Annotated in this window: 13 protein-coding genes; 8 read left to right on the top strand and 5 right to left on the bottom strand. The window is 63.5% G+C overall.

What is annotated here, in order from left to right:
* Nucleotides 1–3: 3 nt before the first annotated feature.
* From IB277_RS24115 to IB277_RS24105, 3 genes are all read right to left on the bottom strand, one after another.
* A complete protein-coding gene (locus IB277_RS24115; RefSeq protein WP_082566452.1) occupies nt 4–2,010 on the bottom strand; it encodes a CHASE2 domain-containing protein in 2,007 nt (668 codons plus the stop codon).
* A complete protein-coding gene (locus IB277_RS24110; RefSeq protein WP_192371972.1) occupies nt 2,010–5,666 on the bottom strand; it encodes a FecR domain-containing protein in 3,657 nt (1,218 codons plus the stop codon). The genes IB277_RS24115 and IB277_RS24110 overlap by 1 nt, the downstream gene beginning before the upstream one ends.
* A 461-nt stretch (nt 5,667–6,127) precedes the next feature.
* Nucleotides 6,128–6,814 (bottom strand): GntR family transcriptional regulator, encoded by a 687-nt coding sequence (locus IB277_RS24105; RefSeq protein WP_034800075.1) that lies wholly within the window; start codon nt 6,812–6,814, stop codon nt 6,128–6,130.
* A gap of 204 nt (nt 6,815–7,018) precedes the next feature.
* On the opposite strand from IB277_RS24105, the gene IB277_RS24100 reads away from it, so the two are divergent.
* From IB277_RS24100 to IB277_RS24065, 8 genes are all read left to right on the top strand, one after another.
* Entirely contained in the window at nt 7,019–8,062 is a 1,044-nt protein-coding gene (locus IB277_RS24100; RefSeq protein ID WP_060520517.1) for a 4-hydroxythreonine-4-phosphate dehydrogenase PdxA, read from the top strand.
* A gap of 75 nt (nt 8,063–8,137) precedes the next feature.
* Nucleotides 8,138–9,124 (top strand): tripartite tricarboxylate transporter substrate binding protein, encoded by a 987-nt coding sequence (locus tag IB277_RS24095; RefSeq protein ID WP_034800079.1) that lies wholly within the window; start codon nt 8,138–8,140, stop codon nt 9,122–9,124.
* Between the two features lie 61 nt (nt 9,125–9,185).
* A complete protein-coding gene (locus tag IB277_RS24090) occupies nt 9,186–9,686 on the top strand; it encodes a tripartite tricarboxylate transporter TctB family protein (protein ID WP_192371971.1) in 501 nt (166 codons plus the stop codon).
* Between the two features lie 139 nt (nt 9,687–9,825).
* Nucleotides 9,826–11,364, top strand: a complete 1,539-nt coding sequence (locus IB277_RS24085; RefSeq protein ID WP_034800081.1) for a tripartite tricarboxylate transporter permease — start codon at nt 9,826–9,828, stop codon at nt 11,362–11,364.
* Nucleotides 11,365–11,452: 88 nt separating this feature from the next.
* A complete protein-coding gene (locus IB277_RS24080; protein WP_034800082.1) occupies nt 11,453–12,391 on the top strand; it encodes a sugar phosphate isomerase/epimerase in 939 nt (312 codons plus the stop codon).
* Nucleotides 12,392–12,404: 13 nt separating this feature from the next.
* Nucleotides 12,405–14,123, top strand: coding sequence for a dihydroxyacetone kinase family protein (locus IB277_RS24075; protein ID WP_112985975.1), 1,719 nt, complete (start codon nt 12,405–12,407; stop codon nt 14,121–14,123).
* A 339-nt stretch (nt 14,124–14,462) separates the two neighbouring features.
* Nucleotides 14,463–14,987: a DUF992 domain-containing protein gene (locus tag IB277_RS24070; protein WP_034800084.1), complete on the top strand. Its 525-nt coding sequence runs from the start codon at nt 14,463–14,465 to the stop codon at nt 14,985–14,987.
* Nucleotides 14,988–15,127: 140 nt separating this feature from the next.
* Nucleotides 15,128–15,772, top strand: a complete 645-nt coding sequence (locus IB277_RS24065) for a DUF922 domain-containing Zn-dependent protease (protein ID WP_112985976.1) — start codon at nt 15,128–15,130, stop codon at nt 15,770–15,772.
* 54 nt (nt 15,773–15,826) lie between these two features.
* Here the strand turns inward: IB277_RS24065 and IB277_RS24060 are convergent, their stop codons facing one another.
* Together IB277_RS24060 and phnL are read right to left on the bottom strand one after the other, a co-directional pair.
* Nucleotides 15,827–16,441 carry a DapH/DapD/GlmU-related protein gene (locus IB277_RS24060; protein WP_034800086.1) on the bottom strand — a complete coding sequence of 205 codons (615 nt, stop codon included), beginning with the start codon at nt 16,439–16,441 and terminating at the stop codon, nt 15,827–15,829.
* Complete coding sequence (gene phnL / locus IB277_RS24055; protein WP_034800087.1) at nt 16,438–17,145, bottom strand: phosphonate C-P lyase system protein PhnL; 708 nt, start codon at nt 17,143–17,145, stop codon at nt 16,438–16,440. Before phnL ends, IB277_RS24060 begins: the two co-directional genes overlap by 4 nt.
* Between the last annotated feature and the right edge of the window lie 2 nt (nt 17,146–17,147).

The following is a 17,147-nucleotide window of genomic DNA, read 5'->3' as shown; positions in this document are numbered from 1 at the left end:
GGCTCACTTCGGTTCCCGTCGCGACGTATCGAGACGGGAACGCTCTCTTTCGTAGTAGCGCGCGAGTGGCGGCAGGGCGCTCCTCAACTGGTCGAACACCGCGTCATGAGCTCGAAGCGTGCCGTCATATTTGGCCTGTACGAAGGCCTGGTGGCGTTCGATCGCGTCCTTCCTGGCGCCGACGGCGACGGTGAAGACCGGCGACACGGCGGTGCGGCCCTTGACGGTGATGCGATCGAGTTCGGCGATCGGGAAGGTCTTTTCGACGAGACGCGCGGTCTCCTCGCCGAGGAGCAGGGAGATGCCGTAGTCCTTCGATGCGCCTTCGAGGCGCGAGGCCAGATTGACGGCGTCGCCAAGGGCCGAATAGTCGAACCGCTGGTGCGAGCCCATGTTGCCGACGACGCATTCGCCGGTGTTGATGCCGATGCCGATCCTCAAGGTTTGGGCCGGTCGGCGTTCCCGTTTCGCCTCGCTTTCGAGTTCCCGGTTCACCCGTTCAAGCCGCGCAAGCATGTCGAGCGCCGCCCCGACTGCATGCACGGCATGGTCGGGGTCGTCGAGCGGCGCGTTCCAGAAGGCCATCAGGCAGTCGCCGATATATTTGTCGATGGTACCGCCCTGTTCGAGAACAGCTTCTGAAAGCGGCGTCAGCAGCCGGTTGACCAGTGCCGTCAAACGCTCCGGATCCTCCTTCATTTCCTCGGCGATGGTGGTAAAGCCCCGGATGTCGCAAAAGAGGATCGACAGCGTGCGCCGTTCGCCGCCGAGCCTCAGGTGTGACGGGTCTTTCGCCAGGCGCTCGACAAGGGCAGGGGAGAGGTACTGCTGGAAGGCGCGGGTGATTTCGCGGCGCTTCTTGCGTTCCTCCGCATAGTCGAGCCCGGCCTGGCCGGCAGTCACGGCAAGGAACGCAAGCCCAGGCCCAAGCGGCGACAGAAAGACGTGGCCAAGCCGCATCGCGGCATAGCTGGCGGCGATGATCAGGCCGATGGCGACGGCGCCATAGGCAAGCGTGCGCCAGCCGGTCGTCCGCAGCACCGAAAAGGCCGCAAGCATCGCGGCCAGCGCAATGGCGGCAACCACATACGGTCTTGCAGCGCGCTGAATGAAAAGCTCATGGGCCAGATTGTCGTAGATGGTAGCCTGCATCTCAACGCCGGAAACGAGCTTGTTCGAATGTACGGTATCCGATGTCGTGAAGGCATCGGCCCCGCCATCGGCGATCGATGGCGCATTTTGCAGGCTGAGACCGACGAGCACGACACGGTCCTCGAACATGCCTTCTGGCAGGAAATTGTCGGGATCGAGCGCCTGGTAATAGGAGACGGTGGGATAGGTCCGCGCCGGTCCGAAGACCTGGATCAGCGCGTCCTTTGGCGGTGCGTGCGATTTTGCGCCGGCGATTGCCGCGAGCACGGCGGCAAATCCGTCCGGATAGTCGGGAACGGCGCGCAACGTTCCGTCGCCGCTGAGGCTGACGGAGGCGATCCCGGTCCAGGCGCCCTTTGCGATGAAGCGGGCGAGCGGCTCGGTGCGCACGAACTGGTCGGCCTGCGGCGCCTCCACCAGCGTCTGGTCTCCGGCAAGAACCACGTCCGCGCCGAGCGCCTTTTCCAGCGCCTCGTCGTTGGCGGCATCGGCCGAAGGTTCAGCGAAAATCACGTCGATGCCGATGGCGCGTGCGCCGGCCTTGCGCAGCGCCTCGATGAGGCGCGCATGCAGGGCGCGCGGCCAGGGCCATTGGCGCCCGATTTCGGCCATCGACGGTTCGTCGATCGCGACGATGATCGGGCTGTCCTCGGGCAGCGGCGGGCCGTCGATGGTCGACAGGTAGTCGAAGCTGCGCAACTCGTTCAGCCGCCAGGCATTGGTCAAGGTCGCCAGCGACAGCGCGATGGCGACGAAAACCGCAAGCGCAAGAAGTTTCAACCGCCGTTGCAGGAAGCGGGGGCTGTCCCATTGTCCGGACCGACCGCTCGATGCCTGCACGGCGACGCGCTCCTCCATCAGAACCGCACTTTGATCGTGCCTTTGAACGTTCGTCCCCAACCCGGCAGGCCATTGCCCAGCTCGAAATCTTCATCGAGCAGATTGAAGGCTGCCAGATCCACCTCGATCTGCTTGTCGAACGGTTCCCATTGCAAGGCGGCGTCGAGCGTCCAGAAGTCGTCGAGCGTCTTTAACCCGCCGGGTCGTGAACCGACATAGTTGGCGGCAACGGTCGTCTTGACGTTCGCCGTGCTGACCCAAGTCAGCGCCGCTTGGCCGGTGTTTTCCGGCACGAACAGCAGTTCGCCGGGCTGGCTGCCGGTGTGTTCCTTAACGTCGGCTTCCGTGTGGGCCGCTGTCAGGGAGAGGCCGAAGCCGTGGCCGATGGCAAAGTTCGCCGTTGCCGCAACCCGGTCGAGCCCGACCTTGGCATACGCAAGGCTGGTGGTCGAAAGCGGAATGTCGAGCGCGAGTTGCCGCACCTCCTGGTGCTGGTAGTCGAGCGCGGTGAAGAACCAGCTGTTCCACTCCGCGTCCCAACGCAGTGCCAGCGTATCGGCATAGCCTTCGGCGCCGAAGCGCAGCTGGTTCGGCTGCAGCCCGACGATGCCGATCGGCGCAAGGGTGGCGACGTCGAAGTTGAGGCCATCGCGCATGGCTGCCGCCCGCAGCCAATGCCCTTCGGCCGGCGCCCAGGCGATGCCGAATTTCGGTTCGAGCCTGACATCGCCGTCGTTGACGCCTTCGATATAGCGGGCAAAGAGGGCGCCTTCCGTCTTCAGGTCCGGCGTGATTTCGTAGATCGTGTCGATGTAAGCCTTGGCGACCGTCTGTGTGGCGGACGTCGAACCGGACGCGATGACGGGCGCATTGCTGCTGCCGGTGCTGACGCCCAGCGGGTCAAAAATGTCGAACGCGCTCGATGACTTTACCACGCCGCCTTCGACGCCGTAGCGCCAGGTGAAATCGCCGTCACCGTAAAGGTGATTGATGGCGGCGATATAGGTTCTTTGCTTGTCCTCGCTCCGGCTGGTGGCAAGGTCCGGAAAGCGCGGGTCCGTGAGCCGGATCCGCTCGTTTTCCGTGGTATTCTGATCGGAGAAGAAGAACGCGGCATTGGCGATGTTGCGGTATCCGAAGGTATGGCTCCACGCCACGCCCGAGAGTAGCCGTGAGGAATCGTCGTCGCTCAGCCCGTCGAGCTTCAGAGGGGCCGCGCGGGGATCCGGGATATCGAAAATACTGCGTTTATCATCAAGATCGCCGTAGTTGGCATAGGCCACGACCCTGTCATCCGGCGTCGGGGAGGCTGTCACATAGCCATTGCCGCCAAGCAGGCGTGCTTCACGCTCGATCGCCAGGCCATTGCCGATATCGATCGTATCGCGCGGCTTCTCCCAATGCAGATTGCCGTAGACGCTGATCGGGAAGGGCGAGAACGTCAGCCCGCGCAGTTCCGCCTCGCCGATCCCGCCCTCATGGTCGCTGTCGGCGATGATGCCGCCTGCGACCGCGGCCTCGAAGAACGGCCGTTGGACGAGATTGGCCGTGCGCTCGCGGCTTGCCAGCATGTGCGGCTCGATCAGCAGCCCCTGGAAGAAGGCGGAGAAGCTCTGCGGATTGGCGGTGTTGACGACGGGGCTGCCATCGAAATCATAGGTGTTGAACAGCGGATTGACGCTGCCGCGGATCGCCTGGTCGACATAGCTCGATCCCGTGAACGGATCGAAGACCACATCGCCGTAATATTGCCCCCAGGCGTTCAGGCCTTGCAGGCGGAAGGCGTCGTTGAGCGTCGATCCGGCATCCTGGTTGGCGCCGAGCGGAGCACTTTCGCCGCCGCGCGCCCGCGTCCGCCGCATCAGTTCCTGCGCGTAGCGGATCGCCGCATCGGAATCGTATTCGTCGATCGCAATCGCGGTCCGCACGGTCGCGACGACGGGGTCGTTCGGGTCGAGCCGGTCGGCATTGTCGAGGGCCTGTGCCGCCGGAAGGCGGTCTCCCTTTTCATAATGCGCCGCCGAGAGCAGCAATTGCGCGTTGGAATAGGCGGGGTTGGCCGTCGAACCGGCCAAGAGGTCGTCGATCGCCTTGTCCAGGTTGCCGTTCTGCAAATGGTACCGACCGCGGGCGACGAGCACGAGGTCGAAGGAAGGATCGATCGCGAGTGCCGTATCGATCTCGCGCTTTGCTTCCGCAAGCCGCATTTCATCGAGGTACTGATAGGCCAGGTTGGCGTGGTAAAGCGGATCGGCCGGATCGAGTTCCACGGCCTTCTGGAATGCTCTCTCGGCGCCGCGATTGTCGCTCCGCTCGCTTTTTGCCAGGCCCACCCAGTTCCAGAGAGACGGGTCGCCCGGCGTGATTTCCAAGGCGCGCTCGAGATCCGCCAGCGCGCCTGTCCGATCGTTTTCAATGAGCAAACGGTATTTGGCGCGCGATTCCAGCGCGGTCGGGTCGTCGGGATCGTTCGCAAGCGCCTTTTCGATACCGGCGCGCGTTTCGTCTCGATCGTCGAGCAGCATTGCAAATTGCGCACGGGCGGCTGGAAGGAACGGATCGTCCGGATATCGCCTTTCCGCCTTCTTGATCGTTTCGATCGCTGCGCGGATATCGGTGCGAAAGCCCGCGGTCCAGGCCGCAGCGAAGGCGCCATAGGCACCTGTCGCCTGAGATGGCGGCTGCTCGATCCGGTCCGGGTCGGCGAGAGCGCGTGCGAAATAGCCGCCGAAGGCCGCGACGGAGCGGCGGTCGGCGTCGAGCCCGGGGGTTGCCTTTTCGAACAGCTGTGCCGCATCGCCGTAGCGGTTTTCAGAACCGGCAATCAGCGCTTCGACGAGATAGGCGCGCGCGGCTTGAGATCGGTTGAGGCCGAGGCGTCGGGCCTGTTGAAGGGCGGCTGTGGCCTGGGCTCGCCCGTCGAACCGCAGCTGGATTTCGGCGAGTGTCAGCCAGTCTTCGGCCGAGCGCGACGCTTCCGGCCGGGCTTCGATCCGTTCGCGCTCATTGCGCATGTCGCGCACCTTAAGCGGGGTTGACGGCATGAGCACGAAGGCGTCGCGTAAAGACAGATGGAAGAGCATCTGTTCGCGGTCCTTCGGCGTCACGATCACGATCTTGGTCGGCGCTTTCCCGATCGCGGCAACGGCGCCTTCGCCCTGTTTCACGGTGACGCTGCCAAGTCCGTTGCTGAGTTCGACCACGCCTTCAAGCACGGTCAGCGAGGTCGTGTCGCCGGCGACCGTCAGTGTCCAGTCGGTGCCACGAATGGCAGCCGTTGCCGCCGGCGTGTCGATCGTCAGGCCCTGGCCGCCACGCTCCGCCCGTGCCCAGATCGTGCCTGACTGCAGTTCGAGATTGGTATCGCTGCCTGTGCCCATGCGTTTGACGCGCAACGCCGTGTTGCGGCCGAGCCGGATCTGGGTGTGGTCGGAGAAAAGCACCGCCAGCGCCCCGGTCGCATTAGTGCGCAGGATATCGCCGGACAAAAGGTCCTGTGCGAGATCGACGAAACGCCAGCTCGAAACGTCGACGAAGCGCACTTCCTCACCGGATTTTCGGGCAATCACCGATCCGGCCACGGGCGGTGTTCTTTGAACCGGTTCTGCCAAGCCTGCGCTTGGACAGAGGATTGCCACTGTCGCAAGCAGTCCCCGAAGCTGATGCCGCCCCATCTTCGTTCCCGTCTCCGTCCCACCGTGGATTCAGTGAATTTCGATCAGGATAAAGTCAATAGAATTCGAATATTCTTAATTGCGTTCCAAGTGATATGGCTAGTTCGCGAGGCAAATCTGTAACGCCAGGGCGAGAGCAAGGGGTCTCGTCTGCCGCTCCTTGTTGTCGGACAGTCGGTGAGGAAGGCTTATCCGAATTAGAGCATTCGCGTGGGTGGTTTTGGCCCACGATTTGGCGTCCCTGCACCGGCTGCCTGCCGGCTCCATCAGGTGGTCCGGCGACTCCGCTGGGGCTGCAACGCTTATTTTCCAAGCGCTCAAATCTTGACGCAAATATCGCGTGGCCAAAGCGGGCGGCGCGGGACATGCCGCGGCCGTTATCAACGCTAATGCGAAGTTCTGACGGAAGCCACGACCGGGTGAGCCAGCCTCGCTCACTTACGCCGAAGCTGGAGCGTCGCCTACACCGCGGCGCGCACCCGTTCCCAGGCATTCATGAGGTGCCGACCGAGAACTTCGGAAAGCCTTGCCTTGTCGCGGGCTTCGAGCGCGACGATCATCTCCTCATGCTCGGCAACGGCCGCTGCCCATTTTTCGGGCCCCTCGTGGCCGATGAAGCGAATGCGCTTCAGCCGCGTCTGCAAGATCGCATGCATATCCGCCAAGGCGGCGTTTGCCGCCAGTTGGGCGATGGCCGAATGGATCTGCTGGTTGAGCTTGTAATACTGCAGCCGGTCACCGGCCTTGTAGCGCGAGACCATTTCGTCGTGGAGCGCGCGCACTTCGGCGATGCCGGCGTCGCTGGCGGCTTCACAGGCGAGCTTGCCGGCAAGCTCTTCCAGCGTCTGCAACACCGTCAGCATGTCACGCACGTCCTTGGCGCTGAAACGCTTGACGACGGCGCCGCGGCTCGGAACGAGCTCCACCAGTCCTTCGCTCGCCAGATACTTGATGGCTTCGCGCAGCGGCGTGCGCGAGACGCCGAGCTGCTCGCCGAGTTGACCTTCATGCAGACGCGTGCCGGGCGAGAGATCACCCTCGATGATCATGTCGCGCAGATGCGTGACCAGCGTGTCGTGCAGCGCAGTGCGTCGGATCGGGCCGGGGCCGCCCTCGGGGCGTTTCTCCAGAGAGGTAATTTCGTTCATCGTTTCGCTTCTGCATCTGGCGACTGAAGTGTCGGCCGTCTGTTCCCGTTCGCGCCAATTGAATCAGCGCTGTCTCATTAAAGCATGGAGACGGCCCCCGATATCGTCAACAGAAAATGCTGCATACAGAATACAAAAGACTTGATGCAGAATTTTGAATAACGTATGACGGCTCTCGAAAGAATGAAGTGGAGGACATCTCTCATGACGACCAACGGTGTAGCCGCTAACGGCGCGCGTCCTGTCATCGCGCTCGCTATGGGCGATCCGGCCGGCATCAGCCCGGAGCTCACGGCAAAGCTGCTGGCGCTTTCCGATATTCGTGAGGCTGCCCACATCATCACGATCGGCGATCGTCGCATCCTCGATGAAGGCGCCCGCATTGCCGGCGTCACGCTCGACCTTGCATCCTCGACCCTGGAGGGCCTCGACGCCGTGGGGACCGAGCGCCACGTGTTCGTCGACCTTGGCCATCTCGATCCGGCCGACGTCGTTCGCGGCGAGGCGACGCTTGCGGGCGGCACCTTTGCGACCCGCAACTTTCGCGTAGCGCTCGAGCTGGCGCATGCCGGCAAGGCGGAAGCAGTCTGCTTCACGCCCTTCAACAAGAAGGCGATGCGCTTTGCCTATCCGGGCTACGACGACGAGATCCGTTTCGTCTCCGACGTTCTCAACTTCACGGGCAAGGTCCGGGAATTCAACGTTCTCGAGAAGGTCTGGAACGCCCGCGTCACCTCGCACATTCCGATCAAGGAAGTGGCCGACAACCTGTCGGTCGAGGCGATCCTTGCCGAGCTCGAGCTGACCCAGAGCTGCCTCAAGGAAGCCGGTTACAGCGAGGCGAAGATTGCTGTTGCCGGTCTCAACCCGCACGCCGGCGACGGCGGCAGCTTCGGCATGGAAGAGATCGACATCATCGAGCCGGCCGTCGAAAAGGCCAAGGCGCGCGGCTTCAACGTCGACGGCCCGTTCCCGGCTGACACAGTCTTCGGCCGCGCCCTGAAGGAAGGCTACAACGCCGTCATGACCATGTACCACGACCAGGGACAGATCGCGATGAAGCTGATCGGCTTCGACAAGGGCGTGACGATGATGGGCGGCCTGCCGTTCCCGCTCTGCACGCCGGCCCACGGCACGGCCTACGACATCGCCGGCAAGGGGATTGCCGACGTCGGCGCCAGCCGCGAAGCGCTGCTTCTGGCAGTGCGCATGGCGAAGAAAAAGGCGGCTCTCAAGGCTGCTGCCTGATTTCGCACGCTTTCAAGCAATAACGGCGCAGGAGGAGGTCTTGCGCCGCAGAACCACAAAAACGGGAGGACCCGCATGAAGAATACCGTCTCCATCGCATGCATCATGGCAGCCGTTTTCGGCGTTGCTGCTCCGGCCGCCGCTTTCGAGCCCGATCGTCCAGTTGAATTCGTCGTCACCGCCGGCCCCGGCGGCGGCACCGACATCTTCGCCCGCACGATCCAGGCGATCATCGGCAAGTACGAGCTGATGAAGGCTCCGGTCGTCGTGACCAACAAGGGCAGCGCCGGCGGCGCCGAAGGCTTCGTCTACACGGCGACCAACAAGGGCGACGCCTACAAGCTGGCATTCGGCACCAACAACGCCTACCTGCTGCCGGTCCGCGCCAAGGTTCCCTACAAGGCTGAAGACCTGACGCCGGTTGCGGCGCTTGCTTCCGACGAGTTCGTTCTCTGGGTCAACGGCAAGGCCTCCTACAACACCGCTGCCGACTTTGCCGCCAAGGCGAAGGAAGGCGGCCTGAAGATCGGCGGCAGCCAGTCGAAGGACGTCGACCAGATCCTGACCTCGATGATCAACGAGACGACCGGCTCGACGATCAACTACATCCCGTTCAAGAGCGGCGGCGAAGCGGCCGTTCAGCTCGCCGGCGAGCACCTCGATGCCAACGTCAACAACCCGAGCGAAAACCTCGGCCAGTGGCAGGCCGGCATGGTCAAGCCGCTTTGCGTCTTCAAGAGCGTCAAGCTTTCGAACGAAACCAAGGTTGCCGGCGACAAGGCCTGGAGCGACATCCCCACTTGCAAGGATTCGGGCATCGCCATCGACAACTACTCCATGCCGCGCACCGTCTGGCTGCCGGCTGGCGTTGACCAGGATGTGGTCAAGTTCTATGCGGACCTGATGCGCAAGGTTTCGGAAACGCCGGAATGGGCGAAGTACCTGGCCGACACGTCGCAGTCGCCCGCCTACATCGCCGGCGACGACTTCAAGGCCGCCATCGAAATGGATGGCGCTGCTGTCGGCGAAGTGCTGAAGCGCGAAGGTTGGCTCGCCAACTAACAGGCGACGATCGGGACGGGTGCCATCCGGCGCCCGTCATTCGCTTTGAAAGGTCACGATCATGAGCGAGAACGGTGCGAATGGGGTCTCCCGCTTCGCGGTTGAGCTTGGTGTTGCCGCACTGACCGGCGCCTTCGGTGCTGCGGTCTGCTACGGATCTCTCGATATCGGCGCGGGCTGGACGGAATTCGGTCCCGAAGCCGGCTATTTTCCCTTCTATGTCGGGCTTCTGATCCTTCTCGGAAGCGTCGCCAATGCGATCCACGCCATCGTGAAACATCGCGGGTCCGGTGAGATCTTCATCGACGGTCACCGCGCCAAGGTGGTGGCATCGTTCCTGCTGCCGCTGGTTGTCTTTGCCGGCGTATCCGCCTGGCTCGGCCTTTATGTCGGGACGGCGCTCTATATCGCCGGAACCATGCTCTTCCAGGGGCGCTACAAATGGTGGATCGCGCTGCCGTCGGGCATCGCCGTTTCGCTGTTTTTCTTCATCGTATTCGAGTTCGGTTTCAAGGTTCCCCTGCTCAAGGGACCGATCGAGGCCTGGTTCGGGATCTATTGATTCCGACCGCTCAAGGGCATGTCGCGTAAGCGCGCACAGCGGTCTTGCGCTAACGACAAGCAAAAAAAAGTCAAAGACTTAAAGCGCGGGGAGCGAGCCTCAAGGATCGTGACGTGCTTTAAGCCCCGGGAGGAATGACATGGAAAATATCGGTCTTCTGATCGATGGCTTCGGCCACATCCTCAGCTGGAACCATATCCTGCTGATGATGATCGGCGTCACGCTCGGCATTCTGGTCGGGGTGCTGCCCGGCCTTGGCGCGCCGAACGGCGTTTCGCTGCTCTTGCCGCTGACTTTCTCGATGGACCCGATCTCCGCCATCATCCTGCTCTCCTGCATGTACTGGGGGGCGCTCTTCGGCGGATCGACCACATCGATCCTGTTCAACATTCCCGGCGAACCCTCGTCGGTGGCGACCACGTTCGACGGCTATCCGATGGCGAAAGCCGGGCAGGCGAGCCGAGCGCTGACGCTCGCCTTCGTATCCGCCGGCATCGGCGCGCTGGCCGGCGTCGTGATGATCACACTGCTTTCCGGCTGGGTCGCGAACTTCGCACTGCGTTTCTCGTCGCCGGAATACTTCGCGGTCTACTTCCTTGCGTTTGCAAGTTTCATCTCGATGGGCGCGCAATCGCCCTTCAAGACGCTCGTCTCGATGATGCTCGGCTTCGCGCTTGCTTCCGTCGGCATGGACACGATCTCCGGCGACCTGCGCCTGACCTTCGATATCCCGACGCTGATCAAGGGCGTCAGCTTCCTGATCGCGGTCATGGGGCTCTTCGGCATCGGTGAACTGCTGCTGACGACGGAAGAGGGCCTGCGCTTCGAAGGCATTAAGGCGCGCGTCAAGCTCGTCGAGATCGGTCGCACGCTGGTCGAGATCCCGCGCTACTGGTTCACGATCCTGCGCTCGACGATCATCGGCATCTGGATGGGCATCACGCCCGCTGGCCCGACCGCGGCCTCCTTCATGAGCTACGGCGTTGCCCGTCGCTCTGCCCGCGACAAGTCGAAGTTCGGCAAGGGTGACCCGCGCGGTGTCGTCGCACCCGAGACCGCCGACCACTCGGCCGGCACCTCGGCGCTGCTGCCGATGCTGGCGCTCGGCGTTCCCGGCTCGGCAACGGCGGCCGTCATGATGGGCGGCCTGATGATCTGGGGCCTGACCCCCGGCCCGATGCTTTTTACCGAGCGGCCGGACTTCGTCTGGGGCCTGATCGCGTCCATGTATCTCGGCAACGTCGTCGCCGTCTTCCTGGTGATCGCCACCGTGCCGCTCTACGCCTCGATCCTGCGCGTGCCTTTTGCGATCATCGGCCCGATCATCGTCGCCGTCATCTTCTCCGGCGCCTATCAGGTGGCAAACTCGGTCTCCGACATCTTCATGGTCATCGGCTTTGGCGTACTCGGCTACGTCTTCAAGAAGCTCGACTACCCGCTTGCGCCGCTGGTTCTGGCCATGGTGCTCGGCGACAAGGCTGAGGACGCCTTCCGCCAGTCGATGCTTCTTTCCGGCGGTACCCTGAACATCTTCTGGTCAAACCCGCTGGTTTCCTCTCTGATGGCGCTTGCTCTTGCCCTTCTGCTGTCGCCGCTTGTCTTCGGGCTGGTCGGCCTGGTCCGCAAGCGCAAGCAAGATGCGGCCACGCCGCATGGCGACGGCAGCGCGGCGGCTTGACGGAGTCGCCGCACCTCAAAACAAGCGCATCGGAAAAGCGCGACGCGGTCTGCTTATAGACTGCGTCGCAAAATAAGTGAGGAAAACCATGGCGAACCCATCGCGCAAATGGACCCGTGAAACCTGGCCGATCGCGGCCGCGATGATCCAGTATCCGAACGTGCTAGCAGACGGCAGCTCCGTGCAGGATCAGTCGGTCGAGCAATGGGCCGAGACACTCGCCGATGTCGTCGACGCCGGCTTCACCGAGCTCGACCCGACCGACAGCTGGATCCGGCTGGCCGACCTCCCGGCCGCGCGGCGCGATGACTTCGTCAAGCTGACGCGTGACCTTGGCCTTTCCATGCCGGCGATCTCGACTTCGCGGCGTAGCGTCATTGATCCGGAGCATGGCGACGAATATCTCGCCTACGGACATCGGGTCATCGACACGGCTGCGGCCATCGGCGCCGGCTCCGTTTCCTTCGGCTTCTTCGGGCCTTTGACCGACGCGCAGAAGAAAGCGCTCTGGTTCTGGACCGTCGACGGCGTCAAGAACCCGGAAGACCCCGCGGTCTGGAGACAAGCGGTTCAGCGCATCCGCGAACTTGGTCGCCATGCCGAGGAACTCGGCATCGAGCTGGCGCTCGAGATGTACGAGGACACCTATATCGGCTCGGCCGACAGCGCCGTGCGCTTCGTTACCGATGTCGGCCTGCCGAACGTCGGCATCAATGCCGATCTCGGCAATCTCGTGCGCCTTCACCGCCCGGTCGAGCACTGGCAGCCGATGATGGCCAAGGTTGCACCCTTCGCCAAATACTGGCACGTCAAGAATTACTACCGCACCGAGGATGAGACCTCGGGGCTGGTGGTCACCCATCCGGCGCCGCTGGAATTCGGCGTTATCAACTATCGGGCGGCGATCCGTATGGCCTTGGCGCATGGCTTCGACAGCCCGTTTCTCTGCGAGCATTACGGTGGCGACGGGCTCTCCGTCAGCGCCGCCAACCGGGACTATCTGAGGCGCATTCTGCCTCGCGACTAAGGGAAGAGACGCGATGACCACAATCTTTGACGCACCGGAAGAATTTGCGACGACCGCGCTTGCCGGATTCAGCTCGATCTACGCGCGCAACGTCCGTCTCGTGAAGGGCGGCGTCGTGCGCTCGACCAAAGTGCCGAAGGGCAAGGTCGCCGTCGTCGTCGGCGGCGGCTCCGGCCACTACCCGGCCTTTGCCGGCTATGTTGGCCCGGGCATGGCGGATGCGGCCGTGGCCGGTGACGTCTTCGCCTCACCTTCGACTGCGGCAGTTGCCCGCGTCTGCCGGGTGGCTGACCAGGGAGGCGGCGTGCTGCTTGGCTTCGGCAACTATGCCGGCGACGTCTTGAACTTCGGCGTTGCCGCCGAGCGGCTGCGCGCCGAAGGCATCGACGTGCGGATCGTGCCGGTGACGGACGACGTGGCGAGCGCCTCTGCCGAAACCCCGGCCAAGCGCCGCGGCATCGCCGGCGACCTCGTGGTCTTCAAGGTTGCTGGAGCCGCTGCGGAAGCGGGCCTCAATCTCGACGAAGTTGAGCGCGTCACCCGTCTTGCCAACGACCGCACCGTCTCCTTCGGTGTGGCTTTCGGCGGCTGCACGCTTCCGGGCGCCAAGGGTCCGCTCTTCACCGTTCCAAAGGGCGAGATGGCCCTTGGTCTCGGCATCCACGGCGAGCCGGGTATCCGCGAAGAAAAGATGGTTTCGGCAACTGAGTTCGCGAAGCTGCTCGTCGGCAAACTGCTCGCCGAGCGGCCGGCGGATGTGCGCAAGGTCGCACCGCTTCTGAACGGCCTCGGCTCGACCAAGTATGAAGAACTCTTCGTGCTTTGGGTTGCGATCGAAAAGGAACTGAAGGCGGCTGGCCTGGAGATCGTCGATCCGGAATGCGGCGAATTCGTCACCAGCCTCGACATGCAGGGCTGCTCGCTGACGCTGATGTGGCTGAACGACGAGCTCGAGACCTACTGGCGCGCGACTTGCGATGCGCCGGCCCTGCGCAAGGGAGCGATCATCGCCACCGAGCCCGCGACGGACACGCTCAAGGATGACGAGGACGCCATTTCCTTCGCAGCGGCTTCCGAGACCTCCCGTCAGAGCGGCGCGTGCATTGCGCGGCTGATCGGCGAAATGGCCGAGGCGCTGAAGCAGGCGGAAGACGAACTCGGTCGCATCGACGCCTTTGCCGGCGACGGCGACCACGGACAGGGCATGCGCCGCGGTTCGGCCGCGGCCAACGATGCCGCGAAGGCGGCGGTTGCAGCGGGTGCAGGCGCCGCCAGCGTTCTGGCGGTGGCGGGCGATGCCTGGGCGGACCGGGCCGGCGGCACGTCGGGCGCGATCTGGGGCCTGCTGTTGCGCGCCTGGAGCAATGCCTTCAACGATGATGCCGCCCCGACCGATGCCGCGATTGTCGACGGTGCCCGCCGTGCACTCGATGGCGTGACCCGCCTCGGCCGCGCCCGTGTCGGCGACAAGACCCTTGTCGATGCATTGGTGCCTTTCGTCGAGACCCTGGAGCGCGAGTTTGCCGCCGGAAAGCCGTTGATCGAGGCATGGCAGGCGGCGGCAAAGGCTGCGACCGAAGCGGCCGAAGCCACTTCGAGCCTGTCGCCGAAGCTCGGCCGGGCACGGCCGCTTGCGGAAAAGAGCATCGGTCATCCGGACGCCGGCGCCGTTTCTCTGGCGCTGACGGCACGCGTTGCCGCCGGTGTCCTGGCGCAGGCCGCAAAGGCCTAAGAAACGTTATCTCCTCCGATCGGGCGGCGCCGTCGCCCGATCGGAACCTCCCCCCCGTGTAACCGCTGAATTGCCCTGCGCCAATCGGCGCCGCCACACGCTGCCGCGCAAATGAGCGTCGCAGACTGCCCGGGCCCGGCCATTCCGTGGCTTTTTCAACACAATCTGCAGTCATTGTTGGGGAAACCCGACCAATTTTATCGTCTGCTAAAAGCTTGCCACGGAATTGCCCGATCGCGGGCTATGGCTTTGGTTTCCTGCAGCGTGCGCTATGTGCTTGAGTTCGTGTGCCGCCGGTCAAATGACAATCATTTCTGACGTTCCGAGAAGGAGACAAGAATGAAAAAGAGTTTTGCCGTAAAGGTGTCCGCAGCGTCTCTGGTTCTCGCTGGCGCGATCGCCGCAAACGCAGCCGATCTCGCGACAGTTCAACCGCAGCCCGAGCCCGACACAAGCAACGGCGTCAAGATTGGTTACCTCGATTGCAACATCGCTGGCGGTGTCGGCTATGTGCTCGGCTCGGCCAAGGAAGTCGACTGCGTCTTCCGCTCGACCATGGGTGCTGAAGCCTCGGACCACTATTCCGGCGCCATCCGCAAGATGGGCGTCGATGTCGGCTTCACGACGCAGAGCCGCCTGATTTGGGCCGTGTTCGCACCGACCGCCGGCTACCACCGCGGTTCGCTCGGCGGTCTCTACCAGGGTGCAACGGCGGAAGCGACCGTCGGCGCCGGTATCGGTGCCAACATCCTCGTCGGCGGCACCTCCGGTTCGATCCACCTGCAGACGATCAGCGTGACCGGCCAGATCGGCCTGAACCTCGCGGCCACCGGCACGTCGATGACGCTGACGGCCGTCAACTAACGTCGTTTGGGCGGCCCGTTGCACCTCCCACAACGGGGCGTCGAAAGACCGGGTAAGACGCAAAGGCACCGCACGCTGGAGACGGCGCGCGGTGCCTTTGTTTTTTGGCCTGTTGCCATTGGCCGATTCGCGTTTAAGGAATGCGGCCAGGAATCGTGCGCCGACAGGGCGAACTTCGAGGGGTTGGATTGAACAAAAGCCTTTGCCTGGGCGTCGTTGCCCTTTGCCTTGCGTCTGAGCCGCGGTTCGCCTCTGCCGAATGGCAGCCGGTCGAAAAGGAAGCGCTCTACACAATCAACGGGCAGACGGGTGCCGAGCTCTACGCCTCGATCGGCGAACGGGGTCCGAAAGCCGGAATCGGCAGGGCAATCGCACACACCAACTTCAAGCTGACCTGGACGCGAAAATATGAAGAGCAAGGCGGTGCCTGCGTGCTGGCGGTGGCAAAGCCGAAACTGATCATCACCTACACCCTGCCGAAACCGGCAAGGCCGCTGCCTTCAGGCACGCGCGAAAACTGGGACATTTTCATCGACGGCGTGCGCAAGCACGAACTCGTGCACGGCGATTTCATCAAGGAGATGGTCCGCGCGATCGAGCAGGCGACGCTGGGCCTCACTGTTCCCGACGATCCGAAGTGCCGCAAGATCAGGACCGTCATGACCGAGCGCCTCGGTGCGCTCTCGCAGACGCAGCGCCAGCGCAGCCGCGACTTCGACCAGGTCGAGTTGACCGATGGCGGCAATATTCACCAGTTGATTCTGAAGTTGGTCAACGGGCCGTAACCGCCTCGTTCTCAGCTCGGAAAGGCGCCGAACCTCTGCCCGGCGCCGTATCACTCACGCATAACGCACCAAAAACTCTTCGGCCGTCAGCTCGCGGAAATCGTCGAGCGCGCGGCGCAGGCGCTGGTGGTCCCAGTCCCACCACGAGAGCGCGTCCATCCGCTCGCCGACGCCCTCGTTGAAACGGGCGCGGATGAGCTTGGCGGGCACGCCGCCGACGATGGTGTAGGGCTCGACGTCCTTCGAGACGACTGCGCCGGCGCCGATAACAGCACCGTTGCCGACAGTGACGCCCGGCAGGATGGTGGCGCCGTGGCCGATCCACACATCATGGCCGATCGTTACCCGGTTCGAGCGCCGCCAGGCGAAAAGGTCGTGGTCGAGTTGGGTATCGTCCCAATAGTTCGGCGCGCGATAGGTGAAGTGATGCAGCGTCGCCCGCCAGGTCGGGTGGTTGGTGGCGTTGATGCGCACGGCGGCTGCGATGTTGACGAACTTGCCGATCGTTGCGCACCAGATCGAGCCGTCCTGCATGATGTAGGAGTAGTCGCCGAACTCGACCTCGTCGAGCCTTGAGCGCTCCTGCACTTCGGTGTAGCGGCCGAGCGTCGAATTGTTGACGCTCGCCGTTGGGTGGATAAAGGGCTCGAGCCCGAGCTTCTGGCTCATGCGGCAGCCTTTCGCGGCGAGAAGGCCGAGACGTCGAGAATGCGATCGGCAACCGCGTCGCGCACTTCCTCGTCGTGGAAAATGCCGATCAGCGCGGTGCCCTTGGCCTTCTTCTCGGCAATCAGTTCGACAACGACCGCCCGGTTCTTCGCGTCGAGCGACGCGGTCGGCTCGTCGAGCAGAAGGATCTTGTGGTCGGTGATGAAACCGCGGGCGATGTTGACGCGCTGCTGTTCGCCGCCGGAGAAGGTCGCCGGTGGCAGGCTCCAGAGTTCGCGCGGCAGGTTCAGCTTGTTCAACAGTTCGGCCGCATGGGTGCGGGCCTCTTCGAGCGGCATGCCGCGGGCCTGCAGCGGCTCGGCGACGATGTCGAGGGAGGAGACGCGCGGCACCACCCGCAGGAACTGGCTGACATAGCCGAGCGTCGTGCGCCGGACTTCGAGCACCGTGCGCGGCTCGGCCGTTGCCAGATTGACCAGCTTGCCGTCGTGATCCATCAGGATCTGGCCTTCGTCGACGCCGTAATTGCCGTAGAGCATTTTCAGGATCGAGCTCTTGCCGACGCCGGACGGGCCGCCGAGAACGACGCATTCGCCGGCCTTCACCGAGAAGGAGACGTTGGCGACGACCGGCCGGCGGATACCGTCACGCAGATGCATGGTGAAGCTTTTTGCGACTTCGGAAACAACAAGGGGCGTGGCCATGG

The organism is Ensifer sp. ENS07, assembly GCF_014852185.1.
Taxonomy (GTDB): domain Bacteria; phylum Pseudomonadota; class Alphaproteobacteria; order Rhizobiales; family Rhizobiaceae; genus Ensifer; species Ensifer adhaerens.
Note: the sequence above shows the minus strand (reverse complement) of the source record. Positions and strands in the feature narration are given on the sequence as shown.

Coding starts and splice junctions, on each gene's coding strand:
- phnL (WP_034800087.1), bottom strand. CDS start 17,145: ATGGCCACGCCCCTTGTTGTTTCCGAAGTCGCAAAAAGCTTCACCATG.
- IB277_RS24095 (WP_034800079.1), top strand. CDS start 8,138: ATGAAGAATACCGTCTCCATCGCATGCATCATGGCAGCCGTTTTCGGC.
- IB277_RS24080 (WP_034800082.1), top strand. CDS start 11,453: ATGGCGAACCCATCGCGCAAATGGACCCGTGAAACCTGGCCGATCGCG.
- IB277_RS24090 (WP_192371971.1), top strand. CDS start 9,186: ATGAGCGAGAACGGTGCGAATGGGGTCTCCCGCTTCGCGGTTGAGCTT.
- IB277_RS24085 (WP_034800081.1), top strand. CDS start 9,826: ATGGAAAATATCGGTCTTCTGATCGATGGCTTCGGCCACATCCTCAGC.
- IB277_RS24060 (WP_034800086.1), bottom strand. CDS start 16,441: ATGAGCCAGAAGCTCGGGCTCGAGCCCTTTATCCACCCAACGGCGAGC.
- IB277_RS24115 (WP_082566452.1), bottom strand. CDS start 2,010: ATGGAGGAGCGCGTCGCCGTGCAGGCATCGAGCGGTCGGTCCGGACAA.
- IB277_RS24065 (WP_112985976.1), top strand. CDS start 15,128: ATGCGGCCAGGAATCGTGCGCCGACAGGGCGAACTTCGAGGGGTTGGA.
- IB277_RS24075 (WP_112985975.1), top strand. CDS start 12,405: ATGACCACAATCTTTGACGCACCGGAAGAATTTGCGACGACCGCGCTT.
- IB277_RS24105 (WP_034800075.1), bottom strand. CDS start 6,814: ATGAACGAAATTACCTCTCTGGAGAAACGCCCCGAGGGCGGCCCCGGC.
- IB277_RS24100 (WP_060520517.1), top strand. CDS start 7,019: ATGACGACCAACGGTGTAGCCGCTAACGGCGCGCGTCCTGTCATCGCG.
- IB277_RS24110 (WP_192371972.1), bottom strand. CDS start 5,666: ATGGGGCGGCATCAGCTTCGGGGACTGCTTGCGACAGTGGCAATCCTC.
- IB277_RS24070 (WP_034800084.1), top strand. CDS start 14,463: ATGAAAAAGAGTTTTGCCGTAAAGGTGTCCGCAGCGTCTCTGGTTCTC.